Genomic DNA, 24761 nt, shown 5'->3' with positions numbered 1-24761 from the left:
GAATGATCAACAGTCAGCAAACCGAAGACAGTTCGCCGGGAACCGTGACCGGGGTCGGACCGGGCAGGCACCTCCCCGCCCGGTCCGACCCGACCGCCCCCGGCCGACCCCTCCCAGACAGGCGTTCCACCCATGCCCCTTCGCTTCGCCCCCGCAGCAGGCCGCCTGCGCACCGTCGCGGCGGCACTGCTCGCCCTCACGGCCCTCCTCGGCGTCGCGCCGGCGCCCGAGCCGCTGCTCGGCTCCGAGATCCGCCGGCTCCCCACCGAGGAGCGCGTCCTCGCGCTCACCTTCAACGCCGCCTGGAACGAGACCGGGCTCGACACCGTCCTCGCCGTCCTGCGCGACCGGGCCGCACCGGCCGTGTTCTTCCCCACCGGCGACTTCGCCGACCGCCACCCCCGCGCCCTGCGGGCCGTCGCCGCCGCGGGCCACGGACTCGGCAACCACTCCTACAGCCACCCCGACTTCACCGCCCTCACCCCCGAGCAGGCCAGGACCGAGGTGCGCCGCGCCGACACCGCGATCCGCCGCGCCTCCGGCGCCGAACCGCTGCCGTTCTTCCGCTTCCCCTACAGCGCGACCAGCCCGCAGGCCGTCGCCACCGTCAACGGCCTCGGCTACGCCGACCTCGAATTCACCGCCGACACCAAGGGCTACCTCGGCCCCGCCAACGGCATGACCGCCGACCGCGCCGTCCAACGCGCCCTCGACGCCCTCACCCCGGGCGCCGTCCTCCAGCTCCACGTCGGCGCCAGCGAGGAGAGCGGCCCCGACACCTGCCTCGACGCCGAGGCACTCCCCCGCATCATCGACGGCGCCCGTGCCCGCGGCTACCGCATCATCGACCTGCGCACCCTGCTGAACCGGTGAGGCCGTCGACGGGCCCCAGGAACAGCGCCGCGGCCGCCCACACGTCCCAGCGCAGCAGCCGACCGTGCAGACGGTCGAAGCACTCCTCGTACGCGAGGACGCCCGGCCCGCCGAGCTTGCTCAACCGGTCGACCAGCGCCTGGTGGAACGGGCGCTCCGGCGTGGTGTCGTCCCGTGCGGCCGCGACGACGGCACAGAACTCATTGGTGTCCATGGGCGGCACTCTGCCGGTCAGGACTGACACCGTGCCCGCGCCGGACACCCTGTGCCCCGGCCCGGACCGGCCGGAGCCCGGTGGGCGTCACGGGCCACCAGCCGGTAGGCCCGGGAGTCCAGCCGCCGCAAGGCCGCGCGGTCGAGCGCGGCAGCCGGGACGACCGGCGACACCCGGAGCCCCCTCCGCGCTCAGCCCAGACCGTCCCGTAGGGCGTCCACCCGGGCCACGGCCTGGGTGAAGGCCTTGCGGTCGAGGGCGCCGGAGTCCAGGGCGGCGGCCAGGGCGGTCGTGGCGTCCTCGCCCTGTCGGGGGTCTCGGGCGGAGCAGAGGATGAGGTCCATGCCGGCTGCCGCGGCGGCGACGGCGCGGGCGCCGGTGGGGCCGTACGGGGTGAGGGCGTCGGCTTCCAGGGCGTCGGTGATGGTGACGCCGCGGAAGCCGAGGCGGCCGCGGAGTTCGCCCTGGATCACGGTGGGCGAGAACCCGGCCGGGCGGTCGGGGTCCAAGGCCGGGTAGACGGCCCAGGAGGCCATCACCAGGCGCACGCCCGCGGCGATGGCGGCGCGGTACGGGGCTTCGCCGCGGGTGCGCAGCTCGTCGAGCGGGACGGGGAGGGTGACGGGGCGGGCGTCGGTGTTCTCGTCGCGGGCGGCGGCGCCGAGGCCGGGGAAGTGCTTGGCGGTCGCCGCCACGCCCCGGCTCTGCTGGGCGGCGAGGAAGGCGCTGCCCAGTTCACCCACCCTGGTGGGGTCCTGGCCGTAGGAGCGTTCGAAGTGGTCGATGAAGTTGTCGGGGGTGTCGTAGACGTCGAGCACCGGGGCGAGGTTGACGTTCAGCCCCGCACCGCTGAGGGTCCCGGCGGCGCCGGTGCCGGATTGCACGGCGGCGGTGAGCGGGTCCGGTGCGGTGCCGGTGCGGCGGGCGGAGAGTTCGGGCGCGCCGGGCAGCCGACGGATCCTGCCGCCCTCCTGGTCGGTCATCAGCAGCAGCGGTCGCGGATGCCGGGCCTCGGCGGCGGCCTGCTTCAACTGGGCTATTGCCTCGGCGAGTTGCGCCGGTCCGGTGACGTTCTCGCCGAACAGGATCACCCCGGCGGCCCGGCCCTCCCGGATCGCGTCCAGCGTCTCCGGCGGCGGGGTCGGGCCCGGGTAGGAGAGCACGATCCGACGCCCGGCGAGCTCACCGGAGTCCTCGGGCCGGACGGTCATCGGCGCGGTCCTCTCGGCATCGGCGTCGGCGAGGGCGCCGCTGCGGTGCGTCGCCGACCCGGCCGGGACCGGCCCCAGTGCGGCCCCCACCACCAGCAGCACCGAGGCCAGCTGGGCAACATGCCGGAACGGGGCCATCACGCCTCCAGTGTCAGCAACGGCATACGGTCGGTCAGCGTACCCAGGAACCGGCCGTCCGGCAGCCCGGCGAGGAGCCGTAACGTTTTTCCGCCCCACGACGCCCCACGACGCCCCACGTCGCCGGGGTGACCGGTTGTTCGAGCACCTGTCGTCACGACGCCCGCTGGTCCGACCGGGTGATGCCGGTCGACGCCGCCCGACCACTTGAGTGCACCTTCGGGCTGACCGATACGAGGCCGCGCCGTCCCGGGTCGAGGCCGACCCCAGGTGGCGGCCGGAGGCCTGAGCAGCGGGGTGTCGCCGTCGCCCGACAGCCTCCGAACGGTTCGTCCACGATGCGGGAGGCCGGCCCCCGATGCCCATGCCCGTCCCGGAGATCGATCTCGGCCCGATGCCGTTCACCGACCCCACCTCCGGCAGGGTCGGGGCCTGGCCTCAAGGGTCACGCCGGACGGTCGCCGCCGGGGGCGGCTACCGCGGGGACGAAAGACGCCCCGCGCGCCGCACCAACTCCCCCAGGACGGCGACCGCTTCGGCGATCTCGCCCGGTGAGCGCGCCGCGTAGCCGAGCACCAGGCCCGGCGGGTACGGCAGGCGGGCGTGCCAGGACAGCGGCTGGGTCTTGACCCCACGGGCGAGCGCGGCGGTGGCCAACTCGGTGTCGCTGCAGCCGATTTCCTCGGGGAGGGTGAGCATCAGGTGCAGTCCGGCGGCCGCGCCGTGCACCGTGGCGGCGGGCAGGTGGGTGCGGATGGCGGCGATCATGGCGTCCCGGCGGCGGCGGTGACGGCGGCGCAACAGCCGTAGGTGGCGCTCCAGTTCGCCGGATTCCATCAGTCGGGCCAGCACCAGCTGGGGAAGGGCCGGGTTGCCGAGGTCGGCGAAGCGCTTGGCGTCCAGCACCACGTCGCGCAGTCGCGGGGGCACCAGCAGCCAGCCGGTGCGCAGTGCGGGGGCGAGCAGCTTGGAGATGCTGCCCGCGTAGCAGACCCGGTCGGGCAGTTCGGCGCGCAGGGCGGGCAGCGGCGGGCGGTCGTAGCGGTGTTCGGCGTCGTAGTCGTCCTCGATGACCAGCCCTCCCTCCGCTGCCCAGCGCAGCAGTTCACGCCGCCGTTCACCACCGAGGACGACACCGGTCGGGTACTGGTGGGCGGGGGTGAGCAGGACGGCGGGGGCGCCGGTGGCGCGCAGGGCGTCGACCCGGATGCCCTCGGCGTCGACCGGGACCGGCGGGGTGGCGGCGAGCCAGTGGGCGAGGTGCTGGCGGGCCCCGAGCGAGCCCGGGTCCTCGACGGCGACCTCGGTGATGCCCGCCCGTTCGAGGGCACGGCCCAGCAGGGCGAGCGCCTGGGCCGTCCCGGCGACGACGAGGACCTCCTCGGGGTCGGCGCGGATGCCCCGGTTGCGGGCGAGCCAGTGGGCGACGGCCTGTCGCAGCGCCGGGGTGCCGCGGACGTCGCCGTAGCCGAGGTCGTGGGCGGCGAGGCCGTCCAGGACGGCCCGTTCGGCGCGCAGCCAGGCAGCGCGGGGGAAGGCGGCGAGGTCGGGCACGCCGGGGGTGAGGTCGATCCGGGCGGGGGTGCCGCGCAGGTGGTCGAACACCTCGGGGCCGGGGTCGTCCCGGAAGAGGACGGGCGCCGGACGGGGCGGCGGGACGGCCCCCGGGGAATCCTTCGGGACGTCCTGCGGGATCTCCTGCGGCACCGCGGGCGGCCGGGCGACCACGACGGTGCCGCCCCTGCCCCGCCCGGCGAGCTGGCCCGACTCGGCCAGGCGCCGGTACGCGTCGGTCACCACCCCTCGGGAGACGCCGAGTTCGGCCGCCAGCGTCCGGCTGGCGGGCAGTCGGCTGCCCGCCGGGAGGCGCCCGTCGACGACGGCCTCGCGCAACCGGCGGGCCAGCCAGTCGGTGAGGCCGCCGGGCGGGGCGTCGGCGGGGTCGAGCTGGAGGAAGTCGGCGCCGGTCTCCCCGGGCCCGCCGACGTTTTTGGACCTGTCGGCACCGCGCTCTTTGGACCTGTTCACCGGTCCATAGTGGCGCGAGGGTTGAGCCATGACCACCGAAACGACGACCACCGAAACGACGACCACCGGAACAGTCACCGCCGACCTCCCGACCACCGAAGCCGGCCCCCACCCCGCCCCGTACGTCCACGGCTACTCGGACGCCGAGGCGCGACGCCTCGGCGACCAGGCCGACACCCTCGCCGAACTGCTGCACGCCGGCACGGCCTACCCGGCGGGCAGCCGGGTGCTGGAGGCGGGCTGCGGGGTGGGCGCGCAGACCGTGCACCTGCTGGCCGCCAGCCCCGGCGTGCTGCTGACGGCGGCGGACGTCTCGGCGGAGTCGCTGGCCCAGGCCCGGGCCCGGATCGCGGACGTGGCACCGACCGCCCGGGTCACCTGGCACCACGGCGACCTGCACCGACTGCCCTTCCCCGACGGCGCGTTCGACCACGTCTTCCTGTGCTTCGTGCTGGAGCACCTGCCCGACCCGGCGGCCGCTCTGGCCGCGCTGCGGCGGGTGCTGCGGCCGGGCGGCACGATCACGGTGATCGAGGGCGACCACGGCTCGGCCTTCTTCCACCCGGAGACCCCGGCGGCCCGCCGCACCGTCGACCACCTGGTGCGGCTCCAGGCCCGGGCGGGCGGCGACGCCCTGCTGGGCCGTCGGCTCTACCCGCTGCTGACGGCCGCCGGCTTCGCGGACGTGACGGTCCGCCCCCGTACGGTCTACGCGGACGGCGGCCGCCCGGCGCTGGTGGACGGCTTCACCCTGCGGACCTTCGTCGCGATGGTCGAGGCCGTCCGGGCGGAGGCCCTGGCCGCCGGGCTGACCACCGCGGAGGCCTTCGACCACGGCATCGCCGAGCTGCGCCGGGCGGCCGAGCCGGGCGGGACGTTCCACTACACCTTCTTCAAGGCGGTGGCGGTCAACCCCTGAGGCAGGGCGCAGGCCGCCGGGAGCTCCCGGCTACCACCAGCCGCCGCAGCCGCTGGAGTCGCAGGCCCGCAGGTAGACGTCGTAGGCGCCGTTGTAGTGGTACAGCTTCCCGAACGTCATGTTCTTCTGCTCCAGGCGCCCGGACTCCCAGGTGATCCGCATCTGCACCCAGACGCCGTCGTCCGCCTTCCCCCACTGGAACTGGCCGTTGTAGCCGCCGTGCCCGTCGGCCGTCCAGGTCTTCCAGACGCCCACGTTCAGGCCCTTGGGGGACCACAGCTCGCCGTCCGCCCTGGTGTTCGCGGCGGCACCGGCGGTGCCGGTACCGACCACGGCCAGCAGGGCGGCGGAAGCGAGCACGAGCACCGCGTCGCGCATACGCACCGGAACGTTCTCCTTTCGGACATGCTTCGCCTTCGGTTCCGATGCTCCCGGAACGGACCGGCCCGGCGTGACACCGGTATCGGCCATTCCGCCGCCGACCCCCGCCGACCGGTGGGCTGTTCACGCCAGCACCAGCAGGTCCGTCCACCTGGTGGCCGGCTGCTCCGGGTCCTCGGCGACGGCGGCCCGCAGCCGGGCCAGCCCCGCCTCGTACTGGGCTTCGGTGAGCGCACCAGGACCGGCGCGCCGGGGCGCAGCGCCCGGCGCAGTTCGGCGGCGGCCGCGGCCAGGTCGGTGAGGTGGTGGACGACCGAGCCGAGCCAGGCCGCGTCCGCACAGGCGTCCGGGACGGGCAGGGCCTCCGCCCGGCCGTCCCGGACCTCGATGCCGGTGATGCGCGGAATCAGCCGGCGGGGGTCGGGCCGTTCGGCAGCAGGCCGAGTTCCGCCATCCGGTCCGCGATCACGTCCATGCAGTCGGGGATGCCGGGCGGCGATTCCGGTGACGCGTCGCGGATGGCCTTGATCGCGTGGACATGGCGCCCGGCGGCGAGGTGCCCGTCCACCGTGCGGCGGACCCCGGCGGGGAGTGCGTACCAGATCGGGTCGTCCATGGCCGCCATCCAAGGGGACGGTGACCGGCCCGGCAAACGGTTAAACGGCCGGCCCGGCGGGTGGGTGAGCGGGCGTCAGCCGGAGCCCTCACCGAGGTCCGCCAGCAGCGCGCGCATCGCCTCGATGAGCGCTGCCTTCTGTGCCTCGTCGAGGCCGGCCAGCAGGCGGTGCTCGTTGGCGACGTGGGCGGGCAGGGCGCGGTCGATCAGGGCGTGGCCCTCGGGGGTGAGTTCGACGTCGCGGCTGCGGCGGTCCTGGTCGCTGCGGGTGCGGGTGACCAGACCGCGGGCCTCCAGGCGGTCCAGGCGCTGGGTGATCGCGCCGGAGGTGACCATGGCGGACTCCATGAGTCCGGTGGGGGTGAGGCGGTACGGCGGTCCGCTGCGCTTGAGGGTGGCGAGGACGTCGAAGGACGGGGCGTCCAGGCCGTGCTCGGCGAAGGTGCGGTTGAGTTCGGCGTCCACCAGGCGGAAGAGGCGCTTGAGCCGACCGAACACCTCCATCGGGGAGACGTCCAGGTCAGGGCGCTCGGCGCCCCACTGCGCGACGACGCGGTCGAGATGATCTGCCACGGGTTCAGGGTAGGCGATGCCCGTTTTTCCTTAGCGATGAGGTAACTGTGAGCCACGTCACCGATCGAACCCCTCCGAGGATGACTTAGCGCTGAGATACATTGCCTTAGTGCTAAGCAATCGCCTCGCCGTCGTGCTGCTGACGGCCCTCGCCCCCGCCGTCTGGGGGACGACGTACCTCGTCACCACCGAGATGCTCCCGCCCGACCGTCCGCTCCTCGCCGCCGTCATCCGCTGCCTGCCCGCCGGACTGCTGCTGATCGCCCTCACCCGCACCCTGCCGAAGGGCAGCTGGTGGTGGCGCGCGCTCGTCCTCGGCGCGCTCAACATCGGCGGCTTCCAGGCCCTGCTGTTCATCGCCGCCTACCGCCTGCCCGGCGGGATCGCGGCCACCGTCGGCGCCGTCCAGCCGCTGGTCACCGCCGGTCTCTCGGCCGCCCTGCTGGGCGACCGGCTCACCCTGCGTACGGTGCTGTCCGGCATCGCGGGCGTGGCGGGCGTCAGCCTGCTGGTGCTGCGCGCCAACGCCCGGCTCGACGCGATCGGGGTGGCCGCCGCGCTCGCCGGCGCGGTGGTGATGGCCTTCGGCGTCGTGCTCTCCAAGCGCTGGATCTCCCCCGCGCCGCTGCTCGCCACCACCGGGTGGCAGCTCACCGCCGGCGGCCTGCTGCTGGTGCCGGTCACCCTGCTGAGCGAGGGCGCCCCGCCCACCCACTACACCCTCGACAACGTGCTCGGCTACGCCTACCTCTGCCTGATCGGCGCGGCCCTCACCTACGCCATCTGGTTCCGCGGCCTGCGCGCGCTGCCGCCGACCTCGCTGTCCTTCCTCTCCCTGCTCAGCCCGGTGGTCGCCACCCTGGTCGGCTGGCTGGCGCTCGGGCAGGACCTCAGCCCGCTGCAGGCGCTCGGCGCGGTGGTGGTGCTCGGTTCGCTGATCGTCGCCCAGACCCAGCGGCCCCGCGCCACCGCCCCCGCGCCCTCTCCCGCCACCTCTCCCGCCGCGGACCGGGAGGATCCGGCGCCGGACGTCCGGTCGAGCCCGCTGCGCGAGAACGCCTGACAGTGATGATGGTGGTGGCGGGGTTGCTGGTGGGTCTGACCCACCGCCTGACTGACGTTCCGACTGTCCTGTTTGGGATTTGTCGGCCCATCAGCGGCCCCGCCACGCACGCGGCCGGACGGGTGCTTGTGACTTCATAGGAGCTTGGTCGAGAAGCCCCGTCACTGTCTTGTCCACCCGCCCCACCGGCGCGTGCCGCCCCTTGCTCGGCTCGAACCTGCCAAGGACGGACATGACCATCATGACGCACACCGCCTCGGAGATCACCGGCGGTGTGGACACCCACGGCCTGACCCACCACGCCGCCGTGATCGACCCCATCGGCCGGCACCTGGCCGACCGCGAGTTCCCCGCCACCATCCACGGCTACCGGGACCTCCTGGGCTGGATGCACTCACACGGCGCCCTGAGCGCGGTGGGCGTGGAGGGCACCGGCGCATACGGCGCCGAGCTGGCCCGGGTGCTGACCGCCGCCGGGGTCACGGTCGTCGACGTCGACCGACCGGACCGCAAGACCCGGCGGATGAAGGGCAAGTCCGACCCAATCGACGCCTACGCCGCCGCGACAGCCGTCCTTTCGGGCAGAGCGACCGGGATGCCCAAGAGCCGCGACGGCGCGGTCGAGGCCGTTCGTGTCCTGCGGATCGCCCGCCGAAGCGCGGTCAAGGCCCGCACTCAGGCGATGAACCAGATCAGAGGCATGCTCGTCGCGGCGCCGGCGACGCTGCGGGAGCAGGTCGCCGGCCTCAGCCGAGCGACGCTGATACGTACGCTCGCCCGCCTGCGGCCCGGTGACGACCTCTCCACGCCACTGGCCGCGACCCGGGCGTCACTGCGGCGCCTGGCCCGGCGCCACCGGGCAATGGACGAGGAGATCACCGAACTCGACGCCGAGATCGGTCCGCTGGTGAAGCGGGCCGCCCCGGCACTGCTGGAGCTGTTCGGCGTCGGTCCCGAGACCGCCGGCCAGCTCCTGACCTCCGCCGGAGACAACCCCGAACGCATGCGCTCCGAGGCAGCGTTCGCCCACCTGGCCGGGGTCGCGCCGATCCCGGCCTCCTCAGGCCGCACTCACCGCCACCGCCTCAACCGCGGCGGGGACCGGGCAGCGAACAACGCCCTGCACACCATCGTGCTGGTCCGCATGCGCTACGACGACCGCACCCGCGCCTACGTCGAGCGCCGTACCACCGACGGGCTGTCGAAGAAAGACATCATGCGATGCCTCAAACGATTCGTCGCCCGCGAGGTCTACCGCGCCCTGACCAGTAAGCCAACCGCACAAATCACTCAAACCGATCTTGCTCCTGCGGCTTGACGTCTATAGGAGCATCCCCGCGCCGACCGCTCGGCCCGTCTCACACCCGACCGCTCCACCGCACCACCGCACCACCGCAGTTCAGTTCCGAAGATCCAAGGAGAAACCTTCATGCGTATCACCGTGTTCGGCGCCACCGGCAACGTCGGCCGTCGGGTCGTGACCGAGGCACTGGGCCGTGGCCACGAGGTCACCGCCGTCGTCCGCAACCCGGCCAAGCCGCACGACCTGCCGTCCACCGTCACCGTCGCCGTCGGCGACGCGAGCAACGCCGAGGACGTCGCCCGGATCTCCGCCGGGCAGGACCTGGTGATCACCGCCACGCGCCCGGCGCCCGGCAGCGAGCACGAACTGGCCGCCGCCACCCGGGGCCTGCTGGCCGGCCTGGCCGGTTCCGGCGTCCGCCTGCTCGCCGTCGGCGGCGCGGGCAACCTGGTCGTGCCGGGCACCGACGGAACGATCCTGGTGGACTCCCCCGGCTTCCCGGACGAGATCCGGCCGATCGCGCTGGCCTGCGGCGAGCAGCTGGACCTCTACCGCGCCGACGAGAAGGTCGACTGGACGTACCTGAGCCCGGCCGCGATGCTCGAACCCGGCGAGCGCACCGGCCGCTTCCGGCTCGGCCTGGACGAGCTGCTGGTCGACGCCGAGGGCAACTCGGCGATCTCGATGGAGGACCTCGCCGTCGTGCTGCTCGACGAGGCCGAGCGGCCCGCCCACCGGCGCACCCGCTTCACCGCCGGCTACTGACGGCCGCCGACGGCCACAGCACGGCCGCTGACGCCCGGGGTGCTGGATACCCCCGCCCTGGGGTGTATCCAGCACCACCTCGAAGACGGTGTCCTGCATCATCGTGCGTCAGGTGCGGTGTCGGAAAGGATCGTTCCCGTGAACACCACCGCATCCCGCACCCGCCGCGCGGCCGCCGTCATCGCCACCGCGATCCTCGCCGGCGTCGCCCTGCCCGCCACCGCGAACGCCGACTCCGGCCGCGACCCCGGTGACGGCGTACGCGTGCCCGCCCGCTACACCGACCAGCAGCTCCACTGGCAGCCCTGTGGCGGGCAGCCCGCGCTCGACTGCGCCACGATGGCGGTCCCGCGCGACTGGCACCACCCCGACGCCGGGCCGGACCTCTCCATCGCCGTCTCCCGGCACCGCACCGCCGACCGGGCGCACCGGCGGGGGACGCTGATGGAGACCGCCGGCGGTCCGGGCGGGCAGGGGCTGCTGCGACCGATGGACCTCGTCCAGGGCGCACCCGCGGTGGCCGCCGCGTACGACATCGTCAGCTTCGACCAGCGCGGCGTCGGCCGCAGCACCCACGCCGAGTGCCAGACCCCGGAGCAGTTCCAGGAGTTCCTGGCCGGGGACTGGCGTGACCGGTCCCCGGGGGCGATCGACCGGGTCGTCGCCAACGCCCGCGAGCTGGTGGCCGGTTGCGTGGAGCACAGCGGTGACCTGATCCCGTACCTGACCACCGAGCAGACGGTCCGCGACATGGACCTGTTGCGCGCGCTGCTCGGCGAGAAGAGCATCAGCTACTACGGCGCCTCCTACGCCACCATGATCGGCGCCTACTACGGGACGCTCTTCCCGCACCGGGTCGAGCGGATGGTGCTGGACAGCAACATCGGCTTCGAGGGCACCTGGGAGCAGTACGAGCTGGGCCAGCCGATGAGCTTCCAGCGCCGCTTCGAGCAGGACTTCCTGCCCTGGATGGCCGCCCGCGACGCCACGTACCACTGGGGCACGACCCCGGCGGAGGTCGAGGCGCACTGGGAGCAGCGGCGCGCCGCACTGCACGACCGGCCCATCACCGAGGGCTCGTTGACGCTCGGCCCCAACCAGATGGACAACGGCACCATCAACGCGATCTACAGCGACAAGGCCTTCCCCCTCCTCGCCCAGGCACTGACCGCGCTGGACGACTGGCAGGGCGCCGATCCGGCCGCGAAGCAGACCGCCCGCCGGCTGTTCGGCCAGTACCTCAGCCCGGGGTTCCTCGCCGAGTACTTCTCGGTGACGTGCGGGGACACCAAGTGGACCAAGGACCTGGACACCTGGATCGAGCGCGGCGCGGAGAACACCGCCCGCTACCCGCTGGTCGGTGCCCGCACCCTCGCCTTCAGCTCGGTCTGCGCGCTCTGGCCGACGGATCCGGCACCCAAGGTCAAGGTCACCGGTGCCCACCTGCCGCCCGTGCTGATGCTCAACTCGCTGCACGACCCGGCGACGTACTACGAGGCGGCGCTCGGCGCGCACCGCGCGCTGCGGGGTTCGAGGCTGGTCACCGTCACCAGCAACGGCAACCACGGCCAGTACCCGGGGTCCGACCCGTGCGTCACGGACACCGTCGAGCGCTACCTGCTGGACGGCCGGATACCCGAGCACGACCTGACCTGCCCGGCCACGACGGCCGGTTGAGCAGCAAGGACGTCAACCGCGCTGCTGTGAACGGAGCTTGCTGCGCAGCCAGGCAGCCGCGACGGCCAGCCCGGCGAAGCCGCCCACGGCCAGCTTGATCCCGGCCTTGGCGACGATCCAGCCGACTCCGGGAACGGCCCAGCCCAGCCAGTGGAACATGGCCAGCAGCACCAGGCAGCCGCACAGGACGGCCAGCACGGTGGCTCCGACGGCGGCGGCCCGGGACAGCTCGCGCGGTCCGCCGTCGCCGCCGGTGCCGCCGATGCCGCCGGTGCCGCCGCCGGTGTCGCCGCCCGTTCCACCGACGGCCGAAGTGGTGTTCTCCGCCGTCCCGTTGGGCGCGCCGTCCGTCGCGCCGCCGGTCACCTCGTTCGTACCCCGATCACCCATGGGAGCGATGATACGGCTTCAGCGATAGGAGTGGTGGGTGTCCCCGAGGTGCTCGCCCGTCTCGTCGTCGGGGAAGCTGACGGCCATGGTGACGCGGTACTCGAAGAGGTCGTAACGGTGCCCCGGCACCCGCGCCCAGGCGAGCGAGTGCACCTCGGCCTCGGGGGCCTGCCGGCACCAGGCGGCCGCCTCCTCCAGTGCGCGGGCCGCCGAACGGCCGGTGCACACCACGGCGGTGTAGGCGGCGACCGCGACGTCCCCGCCGGTGCTGCGGCCGCCGCGCGACACCGCCCTGACGGCGGCGGCGGCCTGGGTCAGGTCACGGGCCAGGTCCTCCACCACCCGAGGGGGTGCCGGCAGGACCACCGCCCCCTCGGCGACGGTCTCCGGCAGGTTCACGCTCACGGTTCGGGCCTCCATCCGCATGGTCACGCGGCACAGCATGACGGACGGGCCTTCATGGCATGCCCACTTTCACTCGAACGTCATCCGTCCAGGGCCGAGTTGGGGACGCCCCCTGGCGCCGGCCCGTCCGTGCTGCTAGGAAGGACCGCCGTGCCGCGGGGCATCCGGGCAGGTCGGAGGGGTCGCCCACGGGCGGCGCCGGGAGCCCGGAACGACGCTCACGTACCACCCCCGTGCCTCGAACCGCCGGTCCGACCGCCGGGGCGCCCGGACCCCAGGGGCCGGGATCCCGACCAGGCCAACTCCCCTCCGGGTCGGCCGAGATGAGAAGGTCCTGAATTCTCCGGCCCGGGTCCGTGCCCGCAGGACCAGGGCCGAGGTGCTGCGTCAACCTCTCGGGGGGCGGCCGGCCGCCTCCCGTCCATCCTGTCCCTGTCAGATCGTCGTGATACTAATCGTCCGGGCGGCGGGCCCGCCGAGTGGTGGGCGGCACGATGACGACGGCTCAACCGTTCCGGGGAGGTCCGGACGGCGACGGGGAGGGGTAGCAGATGGCGGCGAGGTTCGGCAGCGCCAAGGGCGGGCGAAAGGTTCGGCTCGGCAAGCGGGTCACGGGGACGGCGGCGGCGTTCGCCGCGCTGGCCGCGTTGACCGGTTCTCAGGTGTCGGGACTCGGCCTCGCCCAGGTCGCGGCCGCCGACGCCGGCCCGGCGCCGGACGGCACTCCCGCCCAGGGTTCGGCCTCCTCCACTCCCTTCGGCGGTCCCGCGACCGGCATACCCGGCGTCCCCGGCACCGCGGCCGACGGCGGCAGCACCGTCCAGCTGCCGCAGCCGCCCGGCGCCCAGCCCGGTCAGCCCGCGGCCGGCCCGTTCACCGCCACCGGCGCGGCGCTGCCCGCCACGGTCTTCGCGGCCTACCGCCAGGCCGAGGCCTCGCTGGCCCAGCGCTCGCCGGGCTGCCACCTGCCCTGGCAACTGCTGGCGGCGATCGGCCAGGTCGAGTCCGGCCAGGCCAACGGCGGCCAGGTGGACGCCGCCGGACGGACCCTCACCCCGATCCTGGGCCCGGTGCTGGACGGCAACGGCTTCGCCGCGATACCCGACACCGACGGCGGCCGCTACGACGGCGACTCGCGCTGGGACCGCGCGGTCGGCCCGATGCAGTTCATCCCGTCGACCTGGGCCTCCTGGGGCGTGGACGCCACCGGCAAGGGCACGGCCGACCCGAACAACATCTTCGACGCGGCCGAGACCGCCGGCCGCTACCTGTGCGCGGGCGGGCGGGACCTCTCCGACCCGTCCCAGCTGGACCGGGCGGTCCTCAGCTACAACGACTCCACCGAGTACCTGCGCACCGTCCGCAACTGGATGGCGCACTTCGGCAGCGGCCAGGTCACCACCGTCCCGGACCTGCCCGGCGTCCCGAGCGTGCCGGTCACCCCGCCTTCGCCGTTCGTCCAGCCCTCCGGCACGACGGCGGGCACCTCGGGCGGCGCCTCGGGCGGCACCCCGACGGGCAACGAGGGCACCGGCACCGGCCCGACGCCGACCCCGCAGCCGACCCCGCAGCCGACCGTGCCGCCGGTGACGCCGACCCAGTCCCAGTCCCAGTCCGCGACGCCGACGCCGACGCCGTCCGCACAGCCGACCACCACCCCGACGCCCAGCGGTTCGCCCTCGCCCTCCGCGAGCACCACGGCCACCCCGAGCGGCACCCCGTCGCCGACCGGCACGCCGTCGCCGACCGCCACCCCCACCGGCACGCCGTCCGGCACCCCGACCGGTACGCCGACGTCCTGCCCGAGCCCGACGGCCACCGCGACGCCCACCGGCACCGCCACCCCGAGCGGCACGCCGTCCCCGACGGCCACCCCGACGGCCACCCCGACCGGCACCCCGTCCGCGACGCCGGCCACCCCCGGCTGCCCGACCCCCACGCCGAGCGGCTCCCCCAGCGCCACCCCGTCCGCCGGTCCGAGCGCCACGCCGGGTTCCTCGCTGTCCCCCTCGCCCGCGGCGACCGTGAAGAAGTAACCCCCGCACAACCGCCGACGGCGGCAGGACGGTCCGCGGACCGTCCTGCCGCCGTCGCGCTTCCCGGCGAAAGCCGGGCGCTACTCCGCCTGCCCCCGCGCCGCCCGGTGCTCGCGCCAGCGGCCGAGCATCCCGTGCAGCTCGTCGATCATGAACTCGAAGAAGGCCGCGCTCTCCTCCAGCCGCCGCCCCGCCGCCGTGCCCGCACCGACGGTCGCCTCCCCGTCCTTCAGCACCCGGATCCAGCGCAGCAGGAGTTCGTCGCGCCGGGTCAGCGACTCGAACCAGACGTCGTTGAGCACCCGGTAGCGGTCGCGCCGGGATCCGGGCTCCCGCTCCTTGGCGACCAGCCCGACCTGGATGAGGTAGCGCATCCCGCCGGAGACGGCCGCCGGACTGATCTGCAGCCGCTCGGACAGTTCGGCGGAGGTCAGCACGCCGCTCTCCTCGGCCATCAGGCAGGAGAAGATCCGGGACGGCATCCGGCCCATGCCCGCGACCACCAGCTCGGCCGCGAACCGCTCCACGAAGTCCGCCACGGCCCCGGGGTCCTGCCCCTGCTCCGGCTCCCGTTCCACCGCTCTCCCCTTTCCGGAGATCATCCGCCCTCCGCTCGAACCTTAACGGTTCCCAATATTCACGTTTTTCTGAAACTACGGTAGCTTCAGAAGCATGACCAAGGCCATCATCCTGTCCGGCCTGCGCAAGACCTTCGGCCGGACCACCGCACTGGACGGCCTCGACCTGACCGTCGAGACCGGCGAGGTCCACGGCTTCCTGGGCCCCAACGGCGCCGGGAAGTCCACCACCATCCGCGTCCTGCTCGGACTGCTGCGCGGGGACGGCGGCAGCGCCCGGCTGCTCGGCAAGGACCCGTGGAGCGACGCCGTCGAGCTGCACCGCCGCCTCGCCTACGTCCCCGGCGACGTCGAACTCTGGCCCAACCTCACCGGCGGCGAGGCCATCGACCTGCTCTCCCGGCTGCGCGGCCGGCTCGACCGGCGCCGCCGGGACGAGCTGCTGGAGCGCTTCGACCTCGACCCCACCAAGAAAGGCCGCAGCTACTCCAAGGGCAACCGGCAGAAGGTCGCCATCGTGGCCGCGCTCGCCTCCGACGCCGAGCTCCTGCTGCTGGACGAGCCGACCTCCGGCCTGGACCCGCTGATGGAGGTGGTCTTCCAGGACGTCGTCCGCCAGGCCAAGGAGCAGGGCCGCACCGTCCTGCTCTCCAGCCACATCCTGGACGAGGTGGAGAAGCTGGGCGACCGGGTCAGCATCATCCGGCAGGGCCGGGTGGTGCAGACCGGCACCCTCGGCGAGCTGCGCCACCTCACCCGCACCACCGTCGAGGCGGAGACCAGCCGCCCGGTCACCGGACTGGACGCGCTGGCGGGCGTCCACGACCTGCGCACCGACGGCCCGCGCGTGCGCTTCGCCGTGGACGGCGCCCGGCTCGACGCCGCGGTGCGCGCCCTGAGCGAGGCCGGGCTGCGCAGCCTGGTCAGCCACCCGCCCACGCTGGAGGAGCTGATGCTGCGCCACTACGGCGACGAGCTGGCCGCCAACGGGCACCGGAGCGAGGGCGGGGCAGTCCGATGACCGCCACCGCCACCACCCGCACCGCCCCGCACCGCGCCCCCGGCCGTGCCGGGGGACGCACCACCCTGACCGGCACCGCCGCCCTGCTGCGCTTCGCGCTGCGCCGCGACCGGGTCCGGCTGTCCGCCTGGGTGCTCGGCCTGGCGCTGGTCACCCTGTCCACCGCCGACAGCGTCCGCAGCGTCTACCCGACCGCCGCCGACCGCGCCTCGATCGCGCACGGCTCGGACACCCCGGCCCTGCTCGCCATGACCGGTCCGGCCCACTACCTGGCCGACTACACCTGGGGCGCGATGCTCGGCCACCGGCTGCTCGGTCTGCTGGTCGTCATGGCCGGTCTGATGAGCGTGCTGACCGTCGCCCGGCACACCCGGGCCGAGGAGGAGAGCGGGCGCGCCGAGCTGGTCCGCTCGGCCGCCGTCGGCCGGCACGCCCAGCTCGCCGCCGCCCTGGCCGCCGCCGCCGTCGCCGACCTCGCGCTCGGCCTGCTGCTCGCCCTCGGCCTGCCCGGCCTCGGCGTGCCCGGCCTGACCGCCGGCGGCGCGCTGCTCTACGGGGCCGCGACCGCCGCCGGAGGGCTGCTGTTCGGCGCGGTGGCCGCCGTGACCGTGCAGATCACCGCCCACACCCGGACGGCCTCCGGGCTGGCCCTGGCCGTCCTCGGCACCGCCTACGCGCTGCGCGCCGCCGGTGACGCCGGGGAGAGCGGCCTCGCCTGGGCCTCCCCGATCGGCTGGCTGCAGCGCAGCTACCCCTTCCTCGACGACCGCTGGTGGCCGCTGCTGCCCGCGCTGGCGCTGGCCGCCGCCACCGCCGCGGCCGGGTTCGCACTGAGCACCCGCCGCGACTTCGGCGCCGGACTGCGCGCCGCCCGCCCCGGCCCGGCCACCGGTGGCCCGTTCCTGGGCACCCCGCTCGGCCTGGCGCTGCGACTGCACCGCGGCCTGATCGGCGGCTTCGCGGTCGCCCTGCTGCTGCTCGGCGCGATGTACGGGTCGCTGCTCGGCCAGGCCGACTCGATGCTCAAGGACGTCGACCAGATCAGGCAGGCCCTGGCCCGGCTCGGCGGCCACACCCTCGCCGACTCCTTCGCCGCGCTGACCCTGCTGGTGGTCGCGGTGGTCGGCGGCGTCTACGCGGTGCTGGCGACACTGCGCCCGCGCGCCGAGGAGAGCGCCGGGCGGGCCGTGCCGGTGCTGGCCACCGGGGTGTCGCGGTCCGGCTGGCTGGGCGCGCACCTGGCGGCGGCGCTGCTGGGCTCCACGGCCGTGATGCTGGCGGCGGGCGTGGGCTTCGGCCTGGCCGGGGCGCTGTCCACCGGCGACTGGGGCGTGTTCCTGCGGCTGACCGGCGCGGCGCTGGCCTTCACGCCCGCCCTGTGGGTGACGGTGGGCTTCGCCGCGGCCGTCTACGGCTGGGTGCCGCGGGCAATGCCGCTGGCCTGGGCCGTCCCCGCGTACGCCTTCGTGATCGGTTATCTGGGCCCGCTGCTGAAGTTCCCCGCGGGCCTGGACCGGTTCTCCCCGTTCGGCCAGGTGCCCAGGCTCCCCGCGGCCCGGATGGACTGGACCCCGCCGGTGGTGCTCACCCTGGTCGCGGCCGCGCTGATCGCGCTGGCCCTGGCCGGGTTCCGGCGCCGGGACGTCGAGTAGCGTCGCGGCGCCGGAACCCACGGCCTACGGGGAGGGCAGCCGTCAGAGGTGCTTGAGCAGCTCCGGCATCAGGTCCTGGAAGGTGCGCCCGCTCGCCGGCTGGCCGATCGCGACCATCTGCCAGCCGGCCGGCGTGCGCTGCACCTTGGCCATGACCTGGGCGGTGTACGGGCCGCCGCCGGTGAGGGTGTAGCGGGCCAGCTCGGTGCCGGTGGTCTCGTCCACCAGCCGGCAGAAGGCGGCCTCGACCTCCTGGAAGGTCTGTCCGGTGAAGGAGTTGACCGTGAACAGGATCTGGTCGACCTCGGCGCCCACCCTGGTCAGGTCGACGGTGATCGACTCGTCGTCGGTCGCGTCGCCCGCACCGCCGACCAGGTTGTCGCCGCTGTGCCGGACCGAACCGTCGTTGCTGGTGAGGTGCTGGAAGTAGACCACGTCCACCGACCTCCCGCCCGAGAAGAGCACCGCCGAGGCGTCCAGGTCGATCTCCCGGCCGGCGGACATCAGCTTGGCCAGAAAGCCCTTGCGCTGCACGGCCTTCCAGCCCAGGCCCATCCGGACCAGGCTCAACTGCCCACCGCCCGGCTTCTCCAGGCTGATCTTCTGCCCCTTGGCCAGCGAAACGGTCATCGCGCCCTCCTCGTTCCCACTGCCGTCCGTGCTGCGAACCTATCGCACGCAGGGATACCTGTGATCATCGGACAGCGCTTCGCAGGACCCTTACCCCGCCGTCCCGGTGGCCTCACTTCCGGCGGTGCCCCGCACACCGACGGATCCTCACCGCGGGGTAGCCACCGGCCCACCACCGGGCCGATCGCGCCCACCGGTGGGTCAGGCGTCGCCTTCCAGCAGGTGCTGGCGCACCTCCTGGAAGGTCCAGGCCCCGCCGGCCGGCCGGGAGAACACCCAGACCAGGTCGAACCGGTCCGGCCAACTGGTCGGTGCCCCGCCGCCGGAGGCGCCGAGCGCCTCGACGATCCGCGGGATCCGGGAGTGCTCCCAGCAGATCAGCACCGGCTGCGCCCCGGCGAGCGCGGCCCCGGCCAGCTCGGACTCCTGGGACTCGGCGTAGGTGGTGTCCACGGTGAGCCCGAGCTTGGCCCCCAGTGGGGTGACGGTCTGACGCATCCGGTGCGCCCCGGCCATCGGGCCCTGGTCGGCGGCGGCGTAGATCCGGGCCGGGGTGCGCAGCCCGGCGGCGGGCGGGGCGAACAGGGTGGGCAGCGCCTTGGCCCGGTCCCAGCCGCGCTGGGTGAGGGACTTGTCGTCGTGCTTGCCGTTCTCGTCCAGGCCGGGATGGCTGCCGTCGGGCTTCTCGCCGTGCCGGATGATCATCACGAAGGCCGCCGTGCCCGGGTCACTGGCCCTGGCCACCGGGCCGTTCTTGTCGGCCTTGCCCTTCTTCCCGGAGGAGCAGCCGGCCAGCACCAGCGGGGCGGCGGCCGCCAGGCCGGTGAGCAGCGTGCGGCGGGAGGGCCGGGCCGTCACTCGGCACCCCGTTCCAGCCGCACCAGCGCGTCGATCGCGACGCTGGTCAGGCCGCCCCCGTGGCCGGGCTCGCCGACCGTGCGGTGGACGCGCTCGGCCCGGACGGTGTGCAGGCCGTACTCGGCGAGGTCGGCGAGGACGTCCTCCGGGGTGAACAGCACGGCGGGGTCCTGCGGGCCGCCGACGCCGTCGGTGAGGTTGGTCAGGTCGTGCCCGACGACCAGCAGGGTGCCGCCGGGGGCGAGCGCCTCGGCGGCGCGGTGCAGTGCGGCCCGGCGGTCCGCGGCGGGGAGCTGGAGGTAGGCGATCAGGACGAGGTCGTAGCCGACGGCAGGGGCCTCCTGGGTGCGGACGTCGCCGTGCCGCCAGGTGAGCCGGTCGGCGACCTCGTCGGGCAGTTCGGCGGTGAGCCGTTCGGCGCGTTCCAGGGCGACGGCGGAGAAGTCCAGGCCGGTGACCTCCCAGCCCTGGGTGGCCAGCCAGATGGCGTTGCGGCCCTCTCCGGTGGCCAGGTCGAGGGCGCGCCCGGGGGTGCTGCCGGTCAGTTCGCGGACCACCCACTGGTTGGGCGCGGCGCCCCACACCAGGTCGCTCGCGGCGTAGCGGTCGTCCCAGCCCTGACTGTCCATGGGCTCCTCCGTTCGGCGGGCTCGTTCCGTCCCGGTCAACCTACCGGTCCGCCGCCCTCCGCCGCCCGGGGCGGTCCAGGGGGTGGACACCCTTGACGGCGAATATTGGTCCAGTCCAATCTGTTCAGTCGTGACGCGTACGGACCACGCGGTCCGTCGGGTCCGCAGCACCGCACCCGTCACCACCCGTCAGCACGCGTCACCCGCCCGCGCGCCCCCACCGCGCCCGGGCCGGCTCCCCACGGCCCGGCCGGGCCACGCACCGCCGGAACCCCCACACATCCGGAGGACATCCCGCATGCACGACCGCGTCCTGCCCGCACGCCCCGACCTGCCCGACCCGTCCGCCGGAGGGTGTGCCGCCCGCCGGGCCGGCCGGCGCAGACGAGCCACCGCCCTGGCCCTGGCCGCCACGCTGACCACCAGCGGCGCCGCCCTCGCCCTCACCTTCGGCTCCGCCGCCGCCACCCCGGTCAACCTGCTGGCCAACGGCGACTTCGAGACCGGGACCCTGGCCGGCTGGAGCTGCTCCAACGGCTCGGTTGTCACCACCCCGGTGCACGGCGGGAGTCACGCCCTCAGCGGCGCCGCCTCGTCCTCCGACACCGCACAGTGTCAGCAGACCGTCGCCGTCCAGCCGAACACCACGTACACCCTGGCCGGCTGGGTGCAGGGCAGCTACGTCTACCTGGGCGCCACCGGGAACGGCGTCAACTCCTCCAGCTGGACGCCCGGCGGCACCGGCTGGAACCAGCTGAGCAGCACCTTCACCACCGGCGCCACCACCACCTCCGTCACGGTCTTCACCCACGGCTGGTACGGCACCGGCGGCTACTACGCGGACGACCTCAGCCTGACCGGGCCGGGCGGGCCGACCTCCTCGACCAGCCCCACCGCCACCGGCAGCCCGACAGCCTCCGGCAGCCCCACCGCGTCCTCCAGCCCGACGGCGAGCGGCAGTCCGACGGCCACCGGCTCGCCCTCCGGGAGCCCGACCGCGACCGGCTCGCCCACCGGCACCCCGACCGCCACCGCGAGCGGCCCGGCCGGCGACGGCAAGGTCACCACCCCGACCGGCGTCGCGGTCACCAAGGTCACCTCCGGCGCCGTCGTGCTCACCTGGCAGCCCTCCACCCTCACCACCGGCGACGGCCCGGTCGCCTACAAGGTGTGGTCCAACGGCCAGCTGGTCGCGACCTCGATGGGCACCTCGGTCGCCGTCAGCTCCCTGCTGCCCGGCCGGGGCTACACCTTCAGTGTCCAGGCCTACTCCGGCGGCCACGCCTCCGCCCAGTCCGCCCCGGTGAGCACCACGACCGCCGCCGCGCCCGCGCAACAGCCGGTCCGCTCGGCCTACTTCGACCAGTGGGGCATCTACGAGAACGCGTACTACCCGAAGAACGTCGACACCAGCGGCGCCGCGGACAAGCTGGACGTCATCCACTACGCGTTCGCGAACATCGACCCCAGCAAGTTCACCTGCTTCCAGGCGGTGAAGGCCTCCGACTCGGCCAACGAGTCCGACCCCAACGCCGGTGACGGCGCGGGCGACGCGTACGCCGACTACCAGTCCGACTACAACTCCGGCACCAGCGTCGACGGCAACAGCGACACCTGGGAGCAACCGCTCAAGGGCAACTTCAACCAGCTGCGCCAGCTCAAGGCCAAGTACCCGAACCTGCGCTTCACCATCTCGATCGGCGGCTGGACGTACTCCAAGTACTTCTCCGACGCGGCCGCCACCGACGCCTCCCGGAAGACCTTCGTCTCCTCCTGCATCGACATGTTCCTCAAGGGGAACCTGCCGACCGGCGTCGCCGGTGACGCCTCCGGCGGCCAGGCCTCGGCGGCCGGCATCTTCGACGGCGTCGACATCGACTGGGAGTACCCGGGCTCGGCCGGCGGCCACACCGGCAACCACTACTCCCCCGCCGACAAGCAGAACTACACCCTGCTGCTCAAGGAGTTCCGCACCCAGCTGGACGCCCTCGGCGCCGCCCAGGGCAAGCGCTACCTACTGAGCGCCGCACTGCCCAGCGGGCAGGACAAGATCGCCCAGCTGGAGACCGACCGGATCGGCGCCTACCTGGACTACGCCGACGTGATGTCCTACGACATGCACGGCTCCTGGGACGCCAAGGGCCCGACCAACCACCAGGACCCGCTGCACGACAGCCCGGCCGACCCGACCACGCCGATCACCCCCGGCAGCCGCAAGTACAACGTGGACACCACGCTCACCGCCTACACCACCGGCCTGCCCGAGTACGGCATCCCCGGCGGCTTCCCGGCGAACAAGATCGTGCTGGGCATCCCGTTCTACTGGCGCGGCTGGACCGGCGTCCCGGCCGGGTCGAACTACGGCCTGTACCAGAGCGCGACCGGCCCGACGGCCGCCAAGCCGCTCAGCCAGGAGGCCGGTCTAGCCGCCTGGAAGGAGCTCAACCCGTCGGCCGCGCAGACCCATTGGGACCCGGTGACGGAGAGCAGCTGGATCTACGACGGCACCAACTTCTGGACCGGCGACACCCCCCAGGCCGTCCGGGCACGCGGGGCCTACGCCAAGGGCAAGGGCCTGGGCGGTCTGTTCGCCTTCTCCCTGGAGAACGACGACGCCTCCGGCACGATGCTCAACTCGATGGACGCCGCACTGCGCTGACCTCGGGACATGACCGGACACCGGTGGCCCCGACGGGACCACCGGTGTCCGTCCCGGCCCGCGGGGCTCAGCTCTTGAGGTTGAGCGAGGGGAAGAGGTCCACGAAGGGCTGGGTGGTGACCGAGACGCTCCGGGCGAACGGATCGTCGAAGTCCCAGATCATGAACAGCAGGAAGGCGATCAGCACGCTGAAGCAGCCCGCCAGGACCAACTCCCGCGGCGTGCGCCTGATCTGCAGCGCGAACAGCATCCCGATGGTCACCACGGCACCGCCGATCAGACCGAACCAGACCACGCCCGGCATGGTCGGCCCGGCGTTCTGCCCGCGCTGGTTGCGGGCGTCGGAGGCCTGGCTGATCCGGTCCATGATGGGCTGGTAGGTCTGGGACTCCAGGTCCGAGGCCGGCGCCCGGCTGGCCACCTCGTTCTGGACCTTGTCCAGCAACTGGGTGCCCTTGTCGGTGATCGCGCCGTTGTCGGCCATGTAGTCCCACTCGACGTTCACCACGTACGTGACGTAGGCGTCGATGTCGGACCGGACCTGGTCGCGGAACTCGGCCGGGTAGACCACCGCCCGGTCGCTCACCTCCCGCAGCGACTGCGCCTCACGGAACAGGTCGTCCTGGGCGGCGCCGCGCGCCTCCCAGACACCCGCGATGGCGAGGCCGAGGACGATCGCGTAGACCACGCCGATCATCATCGTGATGTACTCGATGACGTCGGGCGTCTCGTCGACGTTCTCCTCGACGCTCGCGGTGCGGTGCCTCAGCACCACCACCACCAACACAACGGCACAGGCCGCCGCCATGGCGACGATCAGCGCCACCCACTCGGACATGGGAACTCCCTTCTCTGGCTTGGCTTGTGACGTGAACGGGGAAGCAGGGGCCCGACGGGCGCGACGAGCCCGGGTACCGCCCGGGACGCACGACCGCCGCGCGGGCGGGACCGCGGCCCGTCAGAACCCGGACCGGCCGCGGCCTCGGCCATGACCCGGGCGCAGCGCCGCCGCCGCAAGGATTCCGGGGACGAAGATCAGCAGCATCGTGGTGGTCGCCGAGGCGCCGTGGTGGTGCTGCGGGTCCGCCAGCGGCTTTCCGGCCCACACCTTGAACGACGGATGCGCCGAGGGCGTCGGCCACAGCGGGCTCGGGCGGGCCGGGGTCGGCAGCACGGGGCTGGGGGCCACTACGGCGGGCGGAGCCACCTGCGGGCCGGGCACTGCCGGTGCGGGGACGGCGGCTGCGGGGTCCGCGGGTGCCGGAACAGCGGGCGCGGGGGCCGCAGGTGCGGGCGCGGGCGCAGGGGGAACCGGCTGGGGCGGCACGGAGGCCGGGGGCGAGGGCGGCGCGGTGGGCACCGGGCTCGGGCTGGGGGGTGTCGCGCTCGGGGACGGGGTGGGAATGGGTGTCGGCGTGGGGGTGTGCGTCGGGGTCGGAGTCGGTGTCGGGGTGGGCGTGGGAGTCGGGGTGGGGCTCGGGCAGGGGTACGGGTGGTGATGGTGGTGGTGATGCCCGTCGTGGTCACCGTGCCCGCCATGCCCCCCGTGGTCACCGTGCCCGCCATGCCCCCCGTGCCCGCCCTGCTCCTCGTCCGGGCGCCCCGGCTGCTGCCGGAGCCCCGTCGTCGCCGAGGGCGAGGGCAGCGCCGGGAGCGGCGACGCCGTCCACGGCCGGTGGTGGCACGGGTGGTGCTCGTGCGGGGGCCGGTGGCCGTGGTGGCGACCGGTGTCCGGCGCGACGGTGACGTCGACCTGGACGTCGACGTCCACCCCGACGTCGACGCTCCCGCCCGGTCCCACCGAGGTCGAGACGTCGGTCTCACTGCACACGCAGGTGTCCACGGCCGAGCCGTGCGCGTGGTCGCCGGGGCGCTCTGCGCCCGACGCGGTGGCGCCGCCGACCAGTGCGCACATCGCCATCACGCCGACCGCCGCGCCGATCAGCCGCACCCGCCGCGCTGGAGCGGTCGAGCCGTCGTGCTGCGGTATCCGTCGGGACTGCCGACGCTGCGGCATGGGCTCCACACACCTCTCGGTTCGCCTGCGGGAACGGGACGGACTCGGGCTGACCAGCCCGCGGAAACGGGCGGCACCGGTCGGATCCGGGACCGAGCCGATCCGGTACGACCATGCGCGTTCGA

At 74.0% G+C, this 24761-nt stretch carries 24 protein-coding genes and 1 pseudogene; 10 read left to right on the top strand and 15 right to left on the bottom strand.

Annotation, left to right across the window (positions count from 1 at the left end):
* Nucleotides 1-132: 132 nt before the first annotated feature.
* Nucleotides 133-873 (top strand): polysaccharide deacetylase family protein, encoded by a 741-nt coding sequence (locus ACZ6Z8_RS18510; RefSeq protein WP_465610985.1) that lies wholly within the window; start codon nt 133-135, stop codon nt 871-873.
* Here ACZ6Z8_RS18510 and ACZ6Z8_RS18505 read toward each other — a convergent pair.
* From ACZ6Z8_RS18505 to pdxR, 3 genes are all read right to left on the bottom strand, one after another.
* Nucleotides 842-1087, bottom strand: coding sequence for a DUF4240 domain-containing protein (locus ACZ6Z8_RS18505; RefSeq protein WP_465610983.1), 246 nt, complete (start codon nt 1085-1087; stop codon nt 842-844). The two genes, ACZ6Z8_RS18510 and ACZ6Z8_RS18505, sit on opposite strands and share 32 nt — an antisense overlap.
* Nucleotides 1088-1278: 191 nt before the next feature.
* The gene (locus tag ACZ6Z8_RS18500; RefSeq protein ID WP_465611145.1) at nt 1279-2436 is read right to left on the bottom strand and encodes a glycoside hydrolase family 3 N-terminal domain-containing protein; all 1158 of its coding nucleotides are present in this window, start codon (nt 2434-2436) and stop codon (nt 1279-1281) included.
* 474 nt (nt 2437-2910) lie between these two features.
* Nucleotides 2911-4464, bottom strand: a complete 1554-nt coding sequence (pdxR, locus tag ACZ6Z8_RS18495; RefSeq protein ID WP_465610981.1) for a MocR-like pyridoxine biosynthesis transcription factor PdxR — start codon at nt 4462-4464, stop codon at nt 2911-2913.
* Nucleotides 4465-4492: 28 nt separating this feature from the next.
* On the opposite strand from pdxR, the gene ACZ6Z8_RS18490 reads away from it, so the two are divergent.
* Nucleotides 4493-5383 carry a methyltransferase domain-containing protein gene (locus ACZ6Z8_RS18490; RefSeq protein ID WP_465610979.1) on the top strand — a complete coding sequence of 297 codons (891 nt, stop codon included), beginning with the start codon at nt 4493-4495 and terminating at the stop codon, nt 5381-5383.
* A 30-nt stretch (nt 5384-5413) separates the two neighbouring features.
* Here the strand turns inward: ACZ6Z8_RS18490 and ACZ6Z8_RS18485 are convergent, their stop codons facing one another.
* The 4 genes and pseudogenes from ACZ6Z8_RS18485 to ACZ6Z8_RS18470 form a co-directional block, all read right to left on the bottom strand.
* Nucleotides 5414-5767, bottom strand: coding sequence for a hypothetical protein (locus tag ACZ6Z8_RS18485; protein WP_465611152.1), 354 nt, complete (start codon nt 5765-5767; stop codon nt 5414-5416).
* Between the two features lie 251 nt (nt 5768-6018).
* Nucleotides 6019-6153: pseudogene (locus ACZ6Z8_RS18480) on the bottom strand (methyltransferase domain-containing protein); the annotation flags it as partial.
* Nucleotides 6154-6170: 17 nt separating this feature from the next.
* A complete protein-coding gene (locus tag ACZ6Z8_RS18475) occupies nt 6171-6380 on the bottom strand; it encodes a hypothetical protein (RefSeq protein ID WP_465611151.1) in 210 nt (69 codons plus the stop codon).
* 75 nt (nt 6381-6455) lie between these two features.
* Nucleotides 6456-6953, bottom strand: coding sequence for a MarR family winged helix-turn-helix transcriptional regulator (locus ACZ6Z8_RS18470; RefSeq protein WP_465610977.1), 498 nt, complete (start codon nt 6951-6953; stop codon nt 6456-6458).
* A gap of 109 nt (nt 6954-7062) precedes the next feature.
* Between ACZ6Z8_RS18470 and ACZ6Z8_RS18465 the strand changes: the two genes are divergently transcribed.
* The 4 genes from ACZ6Z8_RS18465 (at nt 7063) to ACZ6Z8_RS18450 (ending at nt 11761) form a co-directional block, all read left to right on the top strand.
* Nucleotides 7063-8016 carry an EamA family transporter gene (locus ACZ6Z8_RS18465; protein WP_465610975.1) on the top strand — a complete coding sequence of 318 codons (954 nt, stop codon included), beginning with the start codon at nt 7063-7065 and terminating at the stop codon, nt 8014-8016.
* A gap of 232 nt (nt 8017-8248) precedes the next feature.
* Entirely contained in the window at nt 8249-9334 is a 1086-nt protein-coding gene (locus tag ACZ6Z8_RS18460) for an IS110 family RNA-guided transposase (RefSeq protein ID WP_465610973.1), read from the top strand.
* 111 nt (nt 9335-9445) lie between these two features.
* Nucleotides 9446-10084, top strand: a complete 639-nt coding sequence (locus tag ACZ6Z8_RS18455; protein ID WP_465610971.1) for an NAD(P)-dependent oxidoreductase — start codon at nt 9446-9448, stop codon at nt 10082-10084.
* Between the two features lie 138 nt (nt 10085-10222).
* Nucleotides 10223-11761 (top strand): alpha/beta hydrolase, encoded by a 1539-nt coding sequence (locus ACZ6Z8_RS18450; RefSeq protein ID WP_465610969.1) that lies wholly within the window; start codon nt 10223-10225, stop codon nt 11759-11761.
* Nucleotides 11762-11773: 12 nt separating this feature from the next.
* Here the strand turns inward: ACZ6Z8_RS18450 and ACZ6Z8_RS18445 are convergent, their stop codons facing one another.
* Together ACZ6Z8_RS18445 and ACZ6Z8_RS18440 are read right to left on the bottom strand one after the other, a co-directional pair.
* Complete coding sequence (locus ACZ6Z8_RS18445) at nt 11774-12151, bottom strand: hypothetical protein (RefSeq protein ID WP_465610967.1); 378 nt, start codon at nt 12149-12151, stop codon at nt 11774-11776.
* Between the two features lie 18 nt (nt 12152-12169).
* The gene (locus tag ACZ6Z8_RS18440) at nt 12170-12556 is read right to left on the bottom strand and encodes a hypothetical protein (RefSeq protein ID WP_465610966.1); all 387 of its coding nucleotides are present in this window, start codon (nt 12554-12556) and stop codon (nt 12170-12172) included.
* Between the two features lie 551 nt (nt 12557-13107).
* On the opposite strand from ACZ6Z8_RS18440, the gene ACZ6Z8_RS18435 reads away from it, so the two are divergent.
* Nucleotides 13108-14592, top strand: a complete 1485-nt coding sequence (locus ACZ6Z8_RS18435) for a lytic transglycosylase domain-containing protein (RefSeq protein WP_465610964.1) — start codon at nt 13108-13110, stop codon at nt 14590-14592.
* A gap of 80 nt (nt 14593-14672) precedes the next feature.
* Here ACZ6Z8_RS18435 and ACZ6Z8_RS18430 read toward each other — a convergent pair whose 3' ends face one another.
* Nucleotides 14673-15194 carry a GbsR/MarR family transcriptional regulator gene (locus ACZ6Z8_RS18430; protein WP_465610962.1) on the bottom strand — a complete coding sequence of 174 codons (522 nt, stop codon included), beginning with the start codon at nt 15192-15194 and terminating at the stop codon, nt 14673-14675.
* A gap of 70 nt (nt 15195-15264) precedes the next feature.
* Here ACZ6Z8_RS18430 and ACZ6Z8_RS18425 point away from each other — a divergent pair, with 70 nt between their 5' ends.
* The gene (locus tag ACZ6Z8_RS18425) at nt 15265-16191 is read left to right on the top strand and encodes an ABC transporter ATP-binding protein (protein ID WP_465610959.1); all 927 of its coding nucleotides are present in this window, start codon (nt 15265-15267) and stop codon (nt 16189-16191) included.
* On the top strand, nt 16188-17843 hold the full coding sequence (locus tag ACZ6Z8_RS18420) for an ABC transporter permease (protein ID WP_465610957.1): 1656 nt from the start codon (nt 16188-16190) through the stop codon (nt 17841-17843). The genes ACZ6Z8_RS18425 and ACZ6Z8_RS18420 overlap by 4 nt, the downstream gene beginning before the upstream one ends.
* 42 nt (nt 17844-17885) lie before the next feature.
* On the opposite strand, the gene ACZ6Z8_RS18415 is transcribed toward ACZ6Z8_RS18420, so the two are convergent.
* From ACZ6Z8_RS18415 to ACZ6Z8_RS18405, 3 genes are all read right to left on the bottom strand, one after another.
* Nucleotides 17886-18473 carry a TerD family protein gene (locus ACZ6Z8_RS18415; RefSeq protein ID WP_465610955.1) on the bottom strand — a complete coding sequence of 196 codons (588 nt, stop codon included), beginning with the start codon at nt 18471-18473 and terminating at the stop codon, nt 17886-17888.
* 201 nt (nt 18474-18674) lie between these two features.
* Entirely contained in the window at nt 18675-19331 is a 657-nt protein-coding gene (locus tag ACZ6Z8_RS18410; RefSeq protein ID WP_465610953.1) for a hypothetical protein, read from the bottom strand.
* Nucleotides 19328-19960 (bottom strand): class I SAM-dependent methyltransferase, encoded by a 633-nt coding sequence (locus ACZ6Z8_RS18405; protein WP_465610952.1) that lies wholly within the window; start codon nt 19958-19960, stop codon nt 19328-19330. The genes ACZ6Z8_RS18410 and ACZ6Z8_RS18405 overlap by 4 nt, the downstream gene beginning before the upstream one ends.
* A 298-nt stretch (nt 19961-20258) precedes the next feature.
* Here ACZ6Z8_RS18405 and ACZ6Z8_RS18400 point away from each other — a divergent pair, with 298 nt between their 5' ends.
* Complete coding sequence (locus ACZ6Z8_RS18400) at nt 20259-22619, top strand: glycosyl hydrolase family 18 protein (protein WP_465610950.1); 2361 nt, start codon at nt 20259-20261, stop codon at nt 22617-22619.
* Between the two features lie 67 nt (nt 22620-22686).
* Here the strand turns inward: ACZ6Z8_RS18400 and ACZ6Z8_RS18395 are convergent, their stop codons facing one another.
* Nucleotides 22687-23457 (bottom strand): bestrophin-like domain, encoded by a 771-nt coding sequence (locus ACZ6Z8_RS18395; protein WP_465610948.1) that lies wholly within the window; start codon nt 23455-23457, stop codon nt 22687-22689.
* Between the two features lie 120 nt (nt 23458-23577).
* Nucleotides 23578-24636, bottom strand: coding sequence for a hypothetical protein (locus tag ACZ6Z8_RS18390; protein WP_465610946.1), 1059 nt, complete (start codon nt 24634-24636; stop codon nt 23578-23580).
* Nucleotides 24637-24761: the final 125 nt, after the last annotated feature.

This window comes from Kitasatospora sp. NPDC101108 (assembly GCF_055584725.1).
The sequence above is the reverse complement of the archived record's forward strand: the minus strand, read 5'-3'. Positions and strand labels throughout refer to the sequence as shown.

Coding starts and splice junctions, on each gene's coding strand:
- ACZ6Z8_RS18510 (WP_465610985.1), top strand. CDS start 133: ATGCCCCTTCGCTTCGCCCCCGCAGCAGGCCGCCTGCGCACCGTCGCG.
- ACZ6Z8_RS18505 (WP_465610983.1), bottom strand. CDS start 1,087: ATGGACACCAATGAGTTCTGTGCCGTCGTCGCGGCCGCACGGGACGAC.
- ACZ6Z8_RS18500 (WP_465611145.1), bottom strand. CDS start 2,436: ATGGCCCCGTTCCGGCATGTTGCCCAGCTGGCCTCGGTGCTGCTGGTG.
- ACZ6Z8_RS18490 (WP_465610979.1), top strand. CDS start 4,493: ATGACCACCGAAACGACGACCACCGAAACGACGACCACCGGAACAGTC.
- ACZ6Z8_RS18475 (WP_465611151.1), bottom strand. CDS start 6,380: ATGGACGACCCGATCTGGTACGCACTCCCCGCCGGGGTCCGCCGCACG.
- ACZ6Z8_RS18460 (WP_465610973.1), top strand. CDS start 8,249: ATGACCATCATGACGCACACCGCCTCGGAGATCACCGGCGGTGTGGAC.
- ACZ6Z8_RS18455 (WP_465610971.1), top strand. CDS start 9,446: ATGCGTATCACCGTGTTCGGCGCCACCGGCAACGTCGGCCGTCGGGTC.
- ACZ6Z8_RS18445 (WP_465610967.1), bottom strand. CDS start 12,151: ATGGGTGATCGGGGTACGAACGAGGTGACCGGCGGCGCGACGGACGGC.
- ACZ6Z8_RS18435 (WP_465610964.1), top strand. CDS start 13,108: ATGGCGGCGAGGTTCGGCAGCGCCAAGGGCGGGCGAAAGGTTCGGCTC.
- ACZ6Z8_RS18430 (WP_465610962.1), bottom strand. CDS start 15,194: ATGATCTCCGGAAAGGGGAGAGCGGTGGAACGGGAGCCGGAGCAGGGG.
- ACZ6Z8_RS18425 (WP_465610959.1), top strand. CDS start 15,265: ATGACCAAGGCCATCATCCTGTCCGGCCTGCGCAAGACCTTCGGCCGG.
- ACZ6Z8_RS18420 (WP_465610957.1), top strand. CDS start 16,188: ATGACCGCCACCGCCACCACCCGCACCGCCCCGCACCGCGCCCCCGGC.
- ACZ6Z8_RS18415 (WP_465610955.1), bottom strand. CDS start 18,473: ATGACCGTTTCGCTGGCCAAGGGGCAGAAGATCAGCCTGGAGAAGCCG.
- ACZ6Z8_RS18405 (WP_465610952.1), bottom strand. CDS start 19,960: ATGGACAGTCAGGGCTGGGACGACCGCTACGCCGCGAGCGACCTGGTG.
- ACZ6Z8_RS18400 (WP_465610950.1), top strand. CDS start 20,259: ATGCACGACCGCGTCCTGCCCGCACGCCCCGACCTGCCCGACCCGTCC.
- ACZ6Z8_RS18395 (WP_465610948.1), bottom strand. CDS start 23,457: ATGTCCGAGTGGGTGGCGCTGATCGTCGCCATGGCGGCGGCCTGTGCC.
- ACZ6Z8_RS18390 (WP_465610946.1), bottom strand. CDS start 24,636: ATGCCGCAGCGTCGGCAGTCCCGACGGATACCGCAGCACGACGGCTCG.